At 75.0% G+C, this 15638-nt stretch carries 11 protein-coding genes; 2 read left to right on the top strand and 9 right to left on the bottom strand.

The window, feature by feature from the left end; all coding sequences use genetic code 11:
- Nucleotides 1–30: 30 nt before the first annotated feature.
- Nucleotides 31–648: an HD domain-containing protein gene (locus DSM112329_RS23510; protein WP_354698993.1), complete on the bottom strand. Its 618-nt coding sequence runs from the start codon at nt 646–648 to the stop codon at nt 31–33.
- Between the two features lie 115 nt (nt 649–763).
- Nucleotides 764–2509: a hypothetical protein gene (locus DSM112329_RS23515; RefSeq protein WP_354698994.1), complete on the bottom strand. Its 1746-nt coding sequence runs from the start codon at nt 2507–2509 to the stop codon at nt 764–766.
- 281 nt (nt 2510–2790) lie between these two features.
- Between DSM112329_RS23515 and DSM112329_RS23520 the strand changes: the two genes are divergently transcribed.
- Entirely contained in the window at nt 2791–3261 is a 471-nt protein-coding gene (locus DSM112329_RS23520; protein ID WP_354698995.1) for a hypothetical protein, read from the top strand.
- Nucleotides 3262–3355: 94 nt separating this feature from the next.
- On the opposite strand, the gene DSM112329_RS23525 is transcribed toward DSM112329_RS23520, so the two are convergent.
- The 4 genes from DSM112329_RS23525 to DSM112329_RS23540 all read right to left on the bottom strand — a co-directional run bounded on the left by DSM112329_RS23525 (nt 3356) and on the right by DSM112329_RS23540 (nt 10985).
- Nucleotides 3356–4108 (bottom strand): glutathione S-transferase N-terminal domain-containing protein, encoded by a 753-nt coding sequence (locus DSM112329_RS23525; RefSeq protein WP_354698996.1) that lies wholly within the window; start codon nt 4106–4108, stop codon nt 3356–3358.
- Between the two features lie 42 nt (nt 4109–4150).
- Nucleotides 4151–8254: a hypothetical protein gene (locus DSM112329_RS23530; RefSeq protein WP_354698997.1), complete on the bottom strand. Its 4104-nt coding sequence runs from the start codon at nt 8252–8254 to the stop codon at nt 4151–4153.
- A 61-nt stretch (nt 8255–8315) separates the two neighbouring features.
- Nucleotides 8316–9404, bottom strand: a complete 1089-nt coding sequence (locus tag DSM112329_RS23535) for a glycosyltransferase family 2 protein (protein ID WP_354698998.1) — start codon at nt 9402–9404, stop codon at nt 8316–8318.
- 12 nt (nt 9405–9416) lie between these two features.
- Nucleotides 9417–10985, bottom strand: coding sequence for a hypothetical protein (locus DSM112329_RS23540; protein WP_354698999.1), 1569 nt, complete (start codon nt 10983–10985; stop codon nt 9417–9419).
- Between the two features lie 189 nt (nt 10986–11174).
- On the opposite strand from DSM112329_RS23540, the gene DSM112329_RS23545 reads away from it, so the two are divergent.
- Nucleotides 11175–11837, top strand: a complete 663-nt coding sequence (locus DSM112329_RS23545; protein WP_354699000.1) for a DUF6629 family protein — start codon at nt 11175–11177, stop codon at nt 11835–11837.
- Here the strand turns inward: DSM112329_RS23545 and DSM112329_RS23550 are convergent.
- The 3 genes from DSM112329_RS23550 to DSM112329_RS23560 are packed head-to-tail and all read right to left on the bottom strand — an operon-like array spanning nt 11834 to nt 15614.
- A complete protein-coding gene (locus DSM112329_RS23550; protein WP_354699001.1) occupies nt 11834–12382 on the bottom strand; it encodes a dihydrofolate reductase family protein in 549 nt (182 codons plus the stop codon). The genes DSM112329_RS23545 and DSM112329_RS23550 overlap by 4 nt on opposite strands.
- A gap of 10 nt (nt 12383–12392) precedes the next feature.
- Nucleotides 12393–14741 carry a molybdopterin oxidoreductase family protein gene (locus DSM112329_RS23555; RefSeq protein ID WP_354699002.1) on the bottom strand — a complete coding sequence of 783 codons (2349 nt, stop codon included), beginning with the start codon at nt 14739–14741 and terminating at the stop codon, nt 12393–12395.
- A 9-nt stretch (nt 14742–14750) separates the two neighbouring features.
- Nucleotides 14751–15614: a hypothetical protein gene (locus DSM112329_RS23560; RefSeq protein WP_354699003.1), complete on the bottom strand. Its 864-nt coding sequence runs from the start codon at nt 15612–15614 to the stop codon at nt 14751–14753.
- Between the last annotated feature and the right edge of the window lie 24 nt (nt 15615–15638).

The raw sequence follows: 15638 nt of genomic DNA on the forward strand, positions 1-15638 counted from the left end.
TGGCACATCGAAGGACCCCGGGCCGACCCGTCAGTCCGGCGCCTCCGCGACCAGGCGGTCGATCGCGTCCACCGTCCGCGTGAGCTCGCCGAGCGCCGCGACCCCGCCGGTGCCCAGGACATCAGCCCGCGCCGCGAAGGCGTCCGCCAGCGCGCGGTAGTACCACGGCACGTCCGCCGTCGGGTTGAACCGGCCCCACAGGTCCGTGCCGGCCGTGCGCAGGTCGAGCAGGATCGCCCGCGCGTTGTGCAGCTTGTCCGCCAGCGACACCCGCAGCTCGTCGGGCTGCTTGTGGGCGATCGCGGCCACGTACGCCTCCTTGCGCGCGCGCCACGGCGGCTTCGGGATCTCGTCGGTGTCGCTGTTCGCGACGACGATCCGGGCGACGTCGTCCCCGAATCGCCGGCGGATCTCGGCCTCCGCCGCCGCGCCGCCCCCGTCCTCCACCACGTCGTGCAGGAGCCCGCCGATGGCCTCGTCCTCACTGCCGCCCATCTCCAGCACGAGCGAGCTGACCGAGAGCAGGTGCGAGAGGTACGGCACCTCGGTCCCCTTGCGCAGCTGGCGGGCGTGGTGGGTGGCCGCGTACGTGACCGCGTCGGTGTAGCGGTCGGTCAGCAGCGGGGTGTCGGTGTACGTCTCGGGCATCGTGCTCCTGATCTTCGCGGTCTCTCATGGTGCTGGTCGAGGCGGACCGCTCCGGCCTGACGGACGACGTCCCGCGGCCGGCCTTGCGACCGGCCGCGGGGTGGACCTGACTTGGCTACGGGAGCAGCGGCGGAATCGCGACGGGGCTGTCGTAGACCGCCCCGCCGGCGCCGACGAAGAACGCGACGCCCACGCAGGCGCCCTGTGCGTTGCAGACGCCGCCCTGGGTAACCGACAGCGGCGCGCCGACGAAGTCGATCGACGAGTCGCTGATCGTGGCGACGTCGGTCGGGATGTACACGAGCTTCGGGTTCGTCGGCTCGACGCCGGCTGCCAGCGCGTAGACGTGCCGGCCACCGGTGTAGCGGGACGCGCTCACCTGGCGGGCGCCGATGCCGCTCGTCCCGATCAGCCCCTCGATCAGCGGCCCGTAGGTCGTCAGCGGCGCGGGCAGCGCGGGCAACGCCGGGAGCCCGGGCGTCGCCGGGGTCGTGAGCGTGCCGGTGACCTTGTAGGGGCCGGCGGCCGTGCCCTGGTACCCGCCGAGGATCGTGTGCACGATCACGCCGGCCTGGGCCGACGGGGCGCCTTGGACGGTGGCGCCGTTCACCATGCCGGTGCCGGCGAGCTGCTCGAGGCCCTCGTCGAGCGACAGCGCGGTCTGCGTGCCGCCGTCGCTCACCGAGCTCAGCTTCATCGCGGAGATCCGGGCGGCATCGATGCCGAGCGGGGCCGCTGCCGCGATCAGCTGCTGCTTCAGCGCAAGGACCTGGGCGTCGAGGTCACCGGCCGACTTCAGCACGGCGACGCTGTTGCCCACCTTCACGTAGGCGACGAACGCACGGGTCTTGAGGTCGAAGAAGCCGATGACCTCCTCGGTGCTCGAGCCGTAGCTCAGGACGACGAGGCGGTCCGTGCAGGCAGCCGGGTTCTCGGCGCACGCGGGCGGCGTCGGCGGCAGGCACGCTGCGATGTCGTCCGCGCAGACCGAGGGGTCGGCCGGCAGCAGCAGCCCGGCGTCGCTCGGCAGCTTCACGACGGTGTACGCCTCGGGGGCGTTCCGGACCACGCTCTGGCGGTTGCCGCGCAGCGTCAGCTGGAACTCGCGCGAGGAGTTGAGGTTGAAGTCGATGCCGCCTGACGTCTGGAGCGTGTCGCGGAAGCGCTGCTCCCACGGGCGATACTCGAACTTCACGGTGGAGACGAGGACGTCGGGGTTCGGCGTCGCCGTCGTGCTGGTGTTGATCCGGCAGGTGGCCAGCGCGTTGCGCTTGGACGCCTTCTGCGCCGCCGTGTCATTCGCGCCGACGGCCGCATTTGCGTCACCGCGGACGATGTCGCGCTTGTAGCTGCGCGCGGTGTAGGTGCCGGCGGTCGCGCCCTGCGTGAGCCACGTCCCGCCGAACGGCTGGGCGCTACTGGGCGACGGCGCCGCGAGGAAGTCCTGGTTCGACAGGTGGCCCTGGCTGTAGACGACCGCGTTGTCGGCGTCGCGCGTGATGACGACCGAGCCCTGCGTCGCAGTGTCCGCGTCGGTCAGCGTCCGCAGCGGGTTCGTCACGTTGCTGTTCAGCAGGCCGTTGCCCTTCACCAGGCAGCCCGTGCGCGCGCCGAACAGCGTGCCGCCCGCCGACGTGTCGAGCTCGCCCTGGGTGTCCAGGCTGGCGACGCCGGGGACATCCGCCGGCGTGAGCGCGCTGCGCACCCGTCCGCCGGTGTTCTCCTGGACCGGCACGTCGCCGCGGTAGACCGTTGCGTCGACCGGCGCCGTGAGCGCCGCCTGCGAATTGGGCACGCCGCACAGCGCGACCCCGAGTCCGGCCAGCGCGAGCGCGCGAGCACCGACAGATACGACCTTCATCCCCTACCTCCGTGTTCTCCCTGCGAATAGGGTCGTCCCCGCTGGAGGTGATGGATGGGCCCCTGCCCCCGTCACTCCAGCATCGCGGGCGGTGATGACCCGAAAACCAGTCCCGCGATGGCGCGAGCCTAAACAGTTCTGTCGCATTCCGTCGCATCTCGTCACCCACGCGCTCGTCCCGGGTCGGTCGTGGCCGCTCCGTGTTGACCCCGCGAGTCAGGGGCGGGAGCCTTTCCGGCGACTCCCCGCCTGACCGAGACTCCCGAACCGATGGATATGCGATGACCGATGAGCAGCCGGCGATCGGCTCCTACGCAGCAGCCGACGGGACGCGCTACCGCGTCCGGCGGCTCCCCGACCACGAGCGGATGCGGTTCGTCGAGCGCCTGGACGCGCGCTGGCGCCTCGTGGCGGCGTTGCCGCCGGATGCGGTGCGCGACGACAGCGCCGGCGACCAGCCGTCCTACGCGGTCGAGGAGGTCGGCGAGTTCGACAGCGGGGTCGGGATGGACGCGTGGCTCGCGCTGCTGGAGGACGCGCGCGACGACGTCAGGCGCGGGGTCCTGGGCCTGCTGGACGACTACGACCTGGAACGGTCGTTCTCGCGGGACCGCTTCGACCTCGACTATGACGCGGACGTGATGTCCTGCGCGCGCGTGGTCCACCCCGTCCTGCTGGCGCTCGAGGACGCGATCGACGCGGTGGCCGGCATCCAGGGGCGCTCGCGAGGCGGTCAAGCGGACGAGACCTGAGAGGCGGGGCGTCCTCGCGCCCCGGCGCGCACGGAACGACGAGCGGCAGCGGACCCCACCGTATGCGTGGGTTTTGCTGCCAGAACGCATGTGCTCACGCCGCGGGCAGCCACTCCCGCGGCAGGACCGCCGGCACCGGCCTGGTCGCGTCCGGGCCCGGCGGGAAGTTCGGCACCCGCGCGAGCGCCAGTCGACCGCACCGACGCGCCTCGAGCAGCGGACGCAGGTCCTCGTGCGCCGCGAGCAGGCGCAGCGAGGCGAGGACCTGGCAGTCGGCCGCGTTGACGTCGGGGCCACCGAGGACCCCGTCGGCGATCAGGGCGTCGGCCCGGTCGAGCAGCGCCGGCAGCCCGGCGAGGTCGGCGCGTACGGCCGCCGAGTCGGCGCCGACGATGGACGCGTAGTACGCCATCACCGGCGTGAAGCCGTGTCCCAACACGGAGCCGAGCGGCCAGCCGATGACCTCGGTCGCCATCCACGCGCGGACGCGGTTGTCGGTCGCGCCCGCCCAGCGGAAGACCCGCGTGGCGACGGGCTGGAGCTCGTCGTGCCCCCACCGCTCGGCCGCCTCGACCGCGGCGCGCGCCCCGGGGTCGGCCGGGAACAGCGGCGCGGCCGGGACGACCTCGTCGAGCGCGCGCGAGATGCTCAGCGTCCCCTGCACCATGCGGTCGCCCAGGCGCATCGCGGGCACTGTCCGTCCCGGGAAGCCGGCGGCGCGCACCGCCAGCGGGTGCAGGCCCGGCAGCGCGTCGCGGACGTTGTGCTCGAGGCCCTTGCGCTCGAGCATCAGCCGCGCGGCGAGCACCGGGTGGGAGTGCCACATCCCGTAGAGCGTCACGATCACCCGTGCGACGCTACACGGCGCGGCCGGGCCCGACCCAGGAGATCAGCGGGCGACCCTGCGCAGCGGGCTCGCCGAAACCGTTTTGCCGCCGACGTGGTTGCACACCCGGAAACTCCGCGTTCCGGCGTAGATCGCGCCAGTGGTGGTCGTTGCGCGCAGGCTCACGCGGACCAGGCCCTTCGGGTAGCCGGCCAGCGACATCCTCGTCCGCGTCACCCCACGGCCGAGGGTCCGCCAGCGCTTGCCGTTCACGTGGATGACCGTGCGCACGATCCGCGTGCCCCTGCGCGCATCAAGGGTGAACGCCAGTTGCACGACGCGCCGGCTGCGGCACGCCGGCGGGGCAGGCACTGTGCTCGGCGGGCGCGATACGACCGGGACCACGGACGTCGCCGGCCGGACCGGCTGCACGGGCGCGACCGCGACAGGTCCCGGCTGGACGGGCGCCGGCTCGACCGGGACAGGCTGCGTGGGCGCGGGGGTCGCGGGCGGGTCGGGCGTCGCCGGCGGCGTCGGGGCGGGTGCGGGCGGCGCCGGGTCGACGGCCGGCGGCGCGGGCACGACCGTGCTGGCGTGCGTGTACGACACCGGCGACGAGCACGCCGAGGCGCTGCTGCCACCGGCCGTGGCGGTGGCCGTGTAGGTCGACCGCGCGTCCGCTGCGGCCGGGACGAGCAGCCCCGGGTCGGCAAACGCGGCGGCGGTCCCGGTCGCTACCGGCGCACCGGAGCAGGAGGCGCCCGCGTAGACCTTCACCGTCGTCCCGGCCGGCGCGGCGCCGCGCAGCCGCGGGGTGCGGTCGCTCGACCCCGATGCCGGCGTGGTGCTGATGATGGTCGGGGCGTCGGGCGCGGCCGGGGTCGTCGGCTGGGTGCCCCCACCGGGCGCGGGCGCGGCGACGTTCACGTAGGGCAGGGGCGCCGGCGAGCAGGCCGAGCGGTTCCCGGCAGCGTCCGTGGCGACGGCGGCGAAGCTGGAGCTGCTCAGCGCCGTCACGATCACGCTCAGGCCGGGCGCAGCGAAGGCCGCCGCCGTCCCGCTCGCGGCCACGGCGCCGGAGCAGTCCGTGGTCCCGTAGAGCGTGACGGTGGACCCGGGCTCCGCGGTCCCGATGACCCCGGGCGTGCGGTCGCTCGACGGGGACGCGGGGCTCGTCGAAGTCAGCGTCGGCGCGGCGGGCGCGGTCCGGTCGTTGACGTACGTGAGCGGTGCCGAGCACGCGGAGACGTTGCCCGCGCCGTCGGTCGCGGTGGCGCGGACCGCGGTCGTGCTGTCGGCCGGGACGGTGACCGTCAGTCCCGCGTCGCCGAGCGCGGCGGCCGTGCCGGTCGCCAACGGCGTACCCGTGCAGGTCGCCTCCGTGTACAGCGCCACCGTCGTCCCGGCTGCGGCCGTGCCGATCACCGCCGGCGTCAGGTCGCGTGCGGGGGACGGCGGGTCGGTCGACGTCAGCGACGGCGGTGCCGGCGGGGTGCGGTTGTTGACGTAGGTCAGTGGCGCCGAGCAGGCGGACGCGTTGCCCGCGGCGTCGGTCGCCGTCGCGCGGATGGCGGTCGTGCTGTCGGCGGGCACGGCGATCGGCAGGCCCGCGCCGCCGAACGCGGCCGCGGTGCCGGTGGCCAGCGGCGTTCCCGAGCAGGCGGCGGTGCCGTACAGGCGCACGGTCGCGCCCGGGTCGGCGGCGCCGACCACGGCGGGCGTCAGGGACCGGGACGGCGAGGCGGGGGACGTCGACGCGACGGTCGGGACGCCGGGCGCGGTGCGGTCGTTCACGTAGGTGAGCGGCGCCGAGCAGGCCGACGCGTTGCCGGCGGCGTCGGTCGCGACCGCCCGCAGGACCGTCGTGCTGTCCGCCACGACGGTGACCTGGAGGCCGGGGGCGGCGAGCGACGCCGCTGATCCCGTGGCGAGCGGCGTGCCCGAGCAGTCGCTGCTGTCGTGGACCGCGATCGACGAGCCGGCCTCGGCGCCGCCCAGCAGGCGCGGGGTCAGGTCGCTCCCCGGGGACGCCGGGTCCGTGGCGCTCAGCGACGGCGCGTCCGGGGCGGTGCGGTCGTTCACGTAGGCGAGCGGCGCCGAGCAGGCGGACGCGTTGCCCGCCGCGTCCGTCGCCGTGGCGCGCAGCGTGGTCGCACTGTCGGCGGGGACGCTGATCGTCAGGCCGGCGTCGCCGAGCGCGGCCGCCGTTCCGAGCGCGAGCGGCGTGCCCGAGCAGTCGGCGGTGTCGTGGATCGCGACGATCGAGCCGGCCGCCGCCGTGCCGATCACCGCGGGGGTCAGCGACCGCGCGGGCGAGGCCGGGCTGGTCGCCGTCAGCGACGGCACCGCCGGCGGCGTGCGGTCGTTGACGTAGGTCAGCGGCGCCGAGCAGAGCGACACGTTGCCGGCGGCGTCGGTGGCCGTCGCCGATAGGACGGCACTGGAGTCGGCGTCGACCGTCAGCGTGAGTCCGGGGCTCGCCAGCGCCGCGGCCGTGCCGCTGACGAGCGGCGTGCCCGCGCAGGCAGCACCGGCATAGACCGTCACCGTCGCGCCGGGCTCCGCGTCCCCGACCACCCGCGGCGTCAGGCTGCGGTCCGGCGAGGCGGGCGCCGTGGTCGTGAGCATCGGGGCGTCCGGCGCCGTGGTGTCCGGCGTCGGGTCGACGGGCGCGTCGGCGGTGGCCGCGAACTCCCCGATACCCGCACCCATCGCCCGCAGCGACGGGTCGGCGACGGATCCCAGGATCGTCCCGATGCGCGGCGAGAGCACGCCGGCCGTGGTCGGCGTGATCGTCGGGAGGATCGTGCCGTTCACGAGCGGGTCGAGCAGCACGCCGAGGCTGCCGCTCAGCCGGAGCTGGAGGTTCGTGGACAGCGCGGAGTTGACGTTCGCGAGGAAGGCCGCGCTTCCCCCGGCGGTCAGGGTGGCGGGGTACGGGGCCTCGAACGACAGGATCGACGCCGACGGGGCGGCCCCGATCGCCGACGAACGCGCCTGGACGTTGGCCGCCGCGTCGCTGAGCACGGTGCCGATGATCGGCGCCTGCACCCTGATCGCCAGCGAGCCGACGGTGTCGAAGCTGAGGTCCGTGGCCGGGACGATCGCGCGGCCGCGGTCGAAGAACACCGCGTCGGCGATCCGCCCGAGGTAGACGTCCGCCACCCCCGGGGTGCCCGAGAGCTGGACGCTCTGGGCGACCGCGTCCACGAGGTCCAGCGTCCCCTGACCGGCGGCGACCTCGACGAACAGGCTCAGCCGCTCGATCGTCTGGCTCGCGGTGACGAGACCGAGCCCGCTGAGCACGGCCCGCAGCCCAACCGTGTCCACGGCGGCGTCGACCAGGTCCACGTCGAGCTTCAGGCGCAGCGCCGGCGACTGGAGCAGCGTGCCGGCGGCCCCGCGAGCGTAGCCGGACGGCGCGACGACCAGCGGGCGCAGCTGCACCGAGTTCAGCACGCTGCCGAGCCCGAGTGACGTGCCGGACACGGTGATCGGGTCAGTGCTGAGGTCGGCATCGAAGCTGTACCGCTCGACGACGGCGGTCGCCAGGTCGAGGGCGTTCACGTTGATGTCGGCGAAGATCGGCGAGGACGCGTCGACCGTCAGCACCTCGTCCAGGCGGATCGTCTCGGTCGCGTCGGCCAGGTCGCTCGCAAGGCCGTCGAAGGCAGCGGCCTCGGCCGTGCGCCCGGCCGCGCCGGCCGCTGCCCCGGCGGCGGCGAAGACCTGTCCGGGGGTGGCGTCCGCGGCGAGTGCGGCCGCTGCCGACGCCACGCCGAGGTCCGTCCGCAGGGCCTCGGCGATCGGCTCCAGCTGTGGCCGTGCCGCCGCGAGCGCGTTCCAGTCCACGGCGGACCGCGTGACCGCCGCGCCGGTGAGGCTCGAGTAGACCGCCGTGAGCACCTGCGCACGCGAGGCGTCGATGCCGGCGAGCCGCGCGACGGGGAACACGCCGGCCTGCGCGGTGCCCGCCGACGGACCCGCCGGCTGCGCGTCGGCCGGCACGGCGGCTGCGCCGGTCAGCAGCACCGCCCCCGCGCCCAGCAGCACTCCCCGCCGGACCAGCGCCTTCAGGCGGCGACCGGTCGTCCCGCGCCGCGGAAGCGACGCGTCGTCGGCGGCATGCTCGGGCAGCGGGCGAACGGGAATGAGGTGCGACGGCATGTCGCATGGTTGTCGGCGCCGCGCGACGGAGGCTTGAGGGGGACGGCCCGCGCCGGTTCGATCACGCTCCGGCGCGGAGCTCGGGGCCCAGCAGCTGCCGCACGTCGCCGCTCACGGCCGGCAGGCAGCCGGCGTCCCACAGGGCCGGGACGCTCAGCACCGGGCCGCTGTCCAAGTCCTCCCCGCGGAGCTTCAGCCGGACGCGGTCGCCGGCGCAGTGCAGCAGGCCGTACGTCCACCCGACCGTCGGGCAGCTGAGGTTGCACGGCAGCCCGACGACGCGGACCCCGTCGGCCTGGCGGCGGTCCGACATGACCGGGGACTCGTGCAGCACCACGGTCAGCCCGGTCCGCGCGGCCGGCACGCCGTCCGGGTCACCGACGACCAGCGTCGTGAGCCGGCCCGGTTGGGCCGAGGGCGGCTGCTCGCCCAGGGCCGCCGCGATCCGGCGCTGCGTGATCTGCGTCGCCAGCTCGAGCAGCGGCTGCACGCGCGGCTCCTTCGTACTCTGGCACGCGTGCTGGCGGTACGCGTAGTGCACCCGGTCGATCATGTGCCCCGGGTGACGGCTGGACAGCGGGTAGAACGCGGTCTGGTCCTGCCCGCGCTGCGCCGCCGGGAAGCCGCCGAGCTCCTCCAGCCGCGCGCGGCGGAGCATGACTGGGCCGATCGCGAACGGATGCTGCCGCCCGCCGGACGCCTGGTGGTAGGCCCACGGCGCGCCGGCCGGAACCGGGCCGGGCGGCAGGCTGCGGTCCCAGTCGACGGTGCGCGCGGCGGCATCGAGGGACACGGTCCGCCCCGAGGCCCAGGCCACGTCGGGGTCCGCGAAGCAGGCGATCAGCGCGTGCAGTGCGCCGGCCGCGAGCATGTCGTCGTCGTCCACGAAGCACACGAGCTGCCCGCGGGCGGCGTCCACCGCGGCCTGCCGGGCGATCGCGATGCCGACGGGCCGGCCCGTCGCGATGTGCCGGGCGCGGCCACCGGTGAGCTCCGCGAGGTGGGCCGCGAAGTCGTCCTGCGGCCCGTCCTGGACCACGAGCCACTCGGCGTCGTCGAGCTGATCGCGAAGGCTCGCCCAGGTCTGCGCGAGGTACTCACGCCGCCGGCCCGTGGTGAACGTGAGGACGCTGAGGCGGGGACGGGGCACGAGCCCTCGACCCTACGGACCGTCGTCCCCCGCCGTCGCCGTCGCCGTCGCCGTCGCCGAGCCGTCCCCGTGCGCGCGGGTCCAGGTCCGCGGCCAGGCGTCGAGCCGGTCGACCTCGTCGCCGCCGCAGTGGACGACGTAGCGGGCCTGCATCGGGTAGTCGCCGTCCTCGAGCAGGTAGGACCGGCCGGCGTGCTCGGCGCGGTGGGGCAGGACCGGATCGCCGGTGGGGTGCCACGCGATCGCGGCCACCTGGCGGTCGTGGGACGCGACGCGGCGCAGCGCAGCGACGAGCACGTCGAAGGCGCTGTCGCCGAGCGGCTGAACGCCGCGGCCGCCGCCGGCGATGACGGGCACGAGCGCGTCGGCCGGGACGAGCGCCCCGCTCAGCAGGTCGAGCGCGCTGACGCGGACGGTGCCGTCCGGGGCGGCCACGACCCGCACGGGACGATCGGCGACGGCGTATCCACCGGGGATGGGGTTTCCCCTGGCGGGAGTCGGTCCGCCGGTGCCGGGGGCGGGGGCGGGGGCCGGGGCGGACGCGGGCAGCCGGTCGCGGCGCAGGGCGACGGTGTCGGGGCGCGAGGCGGGGTCCTCCGGTGCGCTCCCGTTGAAGGTCGCGATCACCGTGCAGGCGTGCGTCGCGGCCGGGGGCGCCACCCGATAGGCGACCGGGGTCCCGGCACCACCGGGCAGCACCGGCAGCGCGATCGCCGTCCCGAGCGCCGCGTCGAGTGCGGCGCGGGTGGGCGCGGCGTGACGCGCGAACCGCAGCAGGACGTGGTCGAGCGCGTCCTCGCGCAGGACGAGCGCGGCGCTCTCGACGCCGGCCGGTGGCGGTGCGATGGCGACGCGGCCGGGCCGCTCCGCGGTCCCCGTCAGGTCGAGCGCGGCGAGCGCATCGTCCGGCCCGGCGGGCAGCAGGCGGGCGAGGCGGGTGGCCCACCCCAGGAGCCGGGGCGCGTCGACGGTCACCGCGGGCAGCGGGCTCTCCGCCCGGCGGGCGGCGAAGTCGTCGAGCGACTCGGCCTGCACACGGAGCTGCGGCCTGTCCCCCCGCGCCGCGGCAGCGGCCTCCGCGACCGCCCAGGTCAGCTCAGGCCCGACCCGTGCGGCGAGGACCGGGTCGAGGTCCAGCAGCAGTGCCAGGTCACCGTCGAACCGGACGCGGTCCGCCAGCAGCAACAGGGCTCGGGTCGCCCCGACGCGCAGCTGCGCCACGGGCTCGGTGACCGGCCGGTCGCCCTCCACGCTCAGCGCCCACGCCAGCATCCCGAACGTCGCGTCCCCCTGCCCGAAGCGATCCTCCACCGCCGGGTCCGCCGCCCACGGCACGGCGGCGGGGTCCTGCGCCCAGCCGCTGATGGCCAGCAGACCGTCCCGATCCCCCCACGCCGCGAGCAGCGCGGCCGCGAACGCCTGCCGGCGTCCCGTCCCGGCCCCGATCAGCCCCCGCAGCGCCGGCACCCGCGCGGAGTAGTCGCGCTCGAGCCCGTCGGCGACCAGGTCGTGGAACGGCAGCGGGGTGCCGTCGAGGTCGAGCGTGAGCAGCTCGTCCGGGGTGAGCGGAGCGGGGATCATCGCGGCAGCCCCCGCACGTCGTGCGCCGGCCACGCACCCATCGCCGTGAGGTCGGACGTCGTCCCGGGCATAGGGAAGGTGAGGATCAGCGTGACCGGCATCCGCGCACGGGATCATCGCGGAACCCGGCACGCGGCCGCGTGCGGTGACGACGACGGCGCGCCGTCCCGACTGGGAAGCTGCTGCCCGATGTGCTTCTCCCCGGCCGCCGACTTCGCGATCGCTGCCGCGATCAGCCCGGTCGCCGTGGCCTCGCTGCGGCTCGTCCGGCGCCGTGAGCAGCTGCTCGTCGCAGCGCTGCCCGCCGTCTTCGCGGCGCACCAGTTCGTCGAGGGGTTCGTCTGGCTCGGGCTCGAGGGCCACGTGTCGTCGGGGCTGCAGCACGCCGCGACGCTGATCTACCTGCTCGTCGCGCAGGCACTGCTGCCCGTGCTCGTGCCGGTCGCGCTGCTCCTGGTCGAGCCTGACAGCGTCCGCCGACAGCGATGGCTGTGGCCGCTGGCGGTGCTCGGCCTGGCCGTCGGCGTCCGCATGCTGGTCAACCTGCTGACGCATCCGATCACCGCGTCCGCGTCCGACCACGTCGTCATCTACGAGGCGGACCGCGGCTTCGGCGGGTTCACCGCGGTGGCCTACGTCCTCGCGACGTGCGGCCCGGCCATCTGCTCCTCGCAGCGCATGCTGCGCTGGTTCGGGGTCGCGAATCTCGTCGGCCTGCTGGGCGCCGCGCTGATCCGCGTGGCCGCCGTCACCTCGGTCTGGTGCGCCTACGCGGCCTTCGCGAGCATCCTCGTCCTGGTCTACCTGTACGACTCCCGCAAGGACCGCGGCCGACCTGTCCCTGCGACCTAGACGAGCTCGCGCGGGACGCGGTACCAGAGCGCGGTCGAGCTCGGGACCTCGGTCACGTGCAGCCGCTGCAGGGCGACGTTCGTCCCGCCGGGACGGTCGAACAGCCGCACGCCGTCCCCGAGGAGCGTCGGGACCACGAACACCAGCACCTCGTCCAGGACCCCGGCGGCCAGGCACTGCTCGGCGACGTTCGCGCCCAGGACGTTCACGTACTTCCCGCCGGACGCCGTCTTCGCCGCGGTGACGGCCTCGTCGAGGTCGTCGAGGAACGTCACGTCCGCGCAGTCACTCGCGCGCGGGTGATGGGTGAGGACGAACTGCGGACCGGACCACGCACCGCCGAACGCGCCCTCCTTGTCCGTCCGCGCGTTCGGATCGTCGCCGCCGAACGTCCGATGGCCGACCAGGAGCGCGCCGATCGCGGCGACGAGATCGTCCGCGACCGGGTTCGGGCCCAAGTGCTCCGCCAGCCACGACATGTCGCCGTCCGGACCCGCGATGAAGCCGTCGAGCGACATCGACACCGAGTAGAGCAGCTTGCCCATGACGCGCCGGCTACTCGCCCGCGACCGCGGGGACCGCGTGCGCCGCGGCGACCGCGCCGACCGCCGCCGGCTTCGACCGGACCTCCACCGGAACCCCGTTGAGTGCGCTCGTCCCCGACATGCGGTCGATGAAGCGGTCGTCGGTGATGTCGTTGACGCTGACGCCCGCGTGCGCCTCCGCCGTCGTCCAGCCGGTGCCCTCGCGGTGGTGGCCCCAGCCGTGCGGGATGCTGACGACGCCGGGCATCAGGTCGTCCGTCACCTCGACCGGGACGTCGATCGCGCCGGACCGCGAGGCGACCGTCGCGGTGTCGCCGTCCGCCAGTCCCCGCGCGCTCGCGTCCTCGGGGTGGATCATCAGCGTGCAGCGTGAACGTCCCTTCACGAGCCGCCTGCTGTTGTGCATCCACGAGTTGTTGGACCGCAGGTGGCGACGGCCGATCAGGACCAGGCCGTCGGCCGGCGGCACCGCGCGCAGGCGCTCGAGGTCGGCGGTGTAGAGGTCGTGGACGAGCGGCACGCGCTTGTCCGGCGTGAAGAGGCGCGCGGGCAGGCGCGGCTGCAGCGGCCCGAGGTCGAGGCCGTGCGGATGCGCCTTCAGGACGTCGAGCGTCAGGCCGGTCCGCGGGACGCTGTCCGGCAGCGGCGTGACCGGCGGCGCGGTGAATCGCGCGAGCGGCGAGCGGCCGAGGGACCGCGTCAGCAGGCCCCAGGCGGCACGGGTCGGCCCGGTGCGGCCGAGGGCCTTGTCCAGCAGCGCGACGGCGGCCGCCGGCTGCCCGTACGGACCGGTCCGCAGCGCGAGGTCGAGCATCCCCGTCGCCCCGAGGCGCTCGTACAGCGCGCCGTAGAACCGGCCGGCCGCACGGGCGCGGCGCCCGCCCGGCCCGCGCGCCAGCAGCCGCGTCGTGAGCCCGACGAGGGCCTCCCAGTCGTACCGCGCGCCCTCCGGCTTGTCGAACAGCGCCGGCGAGAAATGCGCGACGTCGCGGACGGTGACGACGTTCAGGACGAGGTCGTACTCCGGGGACTCCAGGGGACCGGTCGGCGGCAGGATGTAGTCGGCGTGGCGCGTCGTCTCGGTGAGGTAGAAGTCGAAGCAGACCATCAGCTCCAGGCCGGGCAGCGCGCGCTCGATCCGCGGCCCGTTCGGCGCCGACAGGACCGGGTTGCCGGCGTGGACCAGGAGCGCGCGCAGCTGCCCCTCCCCGGGCGTCTCCATCTCCTCCGCGAGCACCGTCGACGGCAACTCGCCGGCGAACTCCGGCAGACCGCTGACCCGTGAGCGGAAGGTGTCGAACGTCCCGCCCCACCCGATCGCGTGCGCCAGCGGCAGCGGGTCGACGGCGGGCGTCGTGAACATCACGCCGCCCTCCCGGTCGAGCTTGCCGGTGACGATGTTCAGGACGTACACCAGGTAGGCGGACAGGCCCCCGAACTCCTGGGTGCAGAGCCCGACCCGCCCGTAGGCGACCGCGCGCGGCGTGGTGGCGAACTCGCGGGCGAGGCGGCGGATGTCGTCGGCGGCGATACCGGTCCGCGCGGTCGCGTCCTCGGGCGTGAACGCGGCGACGTGCGCCTGGAGCTCGCCGAGTCCGTCGACGTAGGACCGTGCGCTCCCGAGGTCCTCCAGCCCTTCGGCGAAGATCACGCTCAGCATCGCCAGCAGCAGCCAGGCGTCGCTGCCCGGGCGGATGAAGAGGTGCTCGTCGGCGACGTTCGCGGACTCGGTCCGGCGGGGGTCGACGACGACGAAGCGGCCGCCGCGGGCCTGCAGGTCGCGCACGCGGTGCCGGAAGCCCGGTGCCGACATGACGCTGCCATTGGACGCCAGCGGGTTGCCGCCCAGGCACAGGAACAGGTCGGTGCGGTCGATGTCCGGGACGGGGAACAGCGCGAAGTGGCCAAAGAGCTTCAGCGCGGCGAGCGAGTGCGGCAGCTGGTCCTGCGAGGTCGCGCCGTAGCGGTTGCGCGTCCCGAGAGCGGCCAGCAGCGGGAACAGGGCCAGGCCCGCGCCGAGGTGATGCGCCGACGGATTGCCCGTGTAGAAGCCGACCGCGTCGCGGCCGTGGGCGTGCTGGATCGCGACGAGCCGGTCGGCGATGTCGTCGAGGGCGACGTCCCAGTCGACGGGCTCGAACTCACCCTGCGCGTTCCGCTTCAGCGGCCGGCGGATGCGCTCGGGGTCGGCGTGCAGGTCCTGCAGCGCGTTGCCCTTGGGGCAGATGTGGCCCTTGGAGAAGTGATTGGCGGTGTCGCCGCGGATGCCGACGACCTCACCGCCGGCGTGCTCGACCTCCAGCCCGCACATCGCCTCGCAGAGGATGCAGGCGCGGTAGTGCAGCTCGCTCGTGCTCATCGGTCGAAACTACGGGGCGGCGGGACCGGCAGCAACCTCGGTGCGCTGTCGCAGTGCCGCCACGTGCTGGGGGCGGAGCGGTTCCCAGTCGTCCAGCAGCTGCGCGTAGGTGCGCGCGTGCAGTCGCGGTGCGCCGTCGTCGCCCAGCCGGTCGAGCAGCTCGGCGACCTCTTCGCGGTGGGTGACGACCTCCGGCAGGTCGTCCCCGTCCGTCGGCTCCCAGTACAGGAGGACGAGCTGCGTGGCCGTGCCGTCCGCCGCAGCCGCCTGCAGGGAGAGCGCGTGCTTCACGAGCTGCGCCGCGTTCAGGAAGCGCGGCGTCCAGCGACCCTCCAGCAGCGCGGCGAAGACGGCCGCCCACCCGTCGCGCAGCTCGCTCGCCATCGCGGGCCGCCGGTACGCCTTGGCCCACGCCCGAGCCGGCTGCGGCGCGAGGTGCTCGGTGAGCTTGGCCTCGACGCCGGTGAACGTCCCCGGCCCGGGCAGCGCGACGTCGAGGTTCGGCGTCCCGCCGCCGTGCGGGATCAGCAGCCGCTCCTCCAGGCGCACGTCGGTGAATCCGCCCAGGCCGGCGACGCGCAGCGCCCCCGGGTCGGTCCGCCACGACGCGAACGCCCCGGCCACGAGCGCGGTCGAGGACCACGCGGCGTGCGCCGGGACCGCCCCGGCGCGGGTCGGCCGCAGCTCGCCCTTGGCGCCGCGCGCAAGCTCGCCGTGGACCCACGCCACGTCGGCGGCGGTCAGGGTCGGGACGAGGGCATCGGCCAGGTCGACCGCGTGCTCCCCATCCGCGTGCAGCGCGTCCGGGGGCAGCAGCGACGCCATGCGCGCGGACAGCGCCGTACGGGCACGGCGCTGGAGCGCGGTCGGCATCGCGTTCACGCTAGCGAGGGCTGG

Source organism: Paraconexibacter sp. AEG42_29 (genome assembly GCF_040581415.1).
In the GTDB taxonomy this organism is placed as follows: Bacteria; Actinomycetota; Thermoleophilia; order Solirubrobacterales; family Solirubrobacteraceae; genus Paraconexibacter.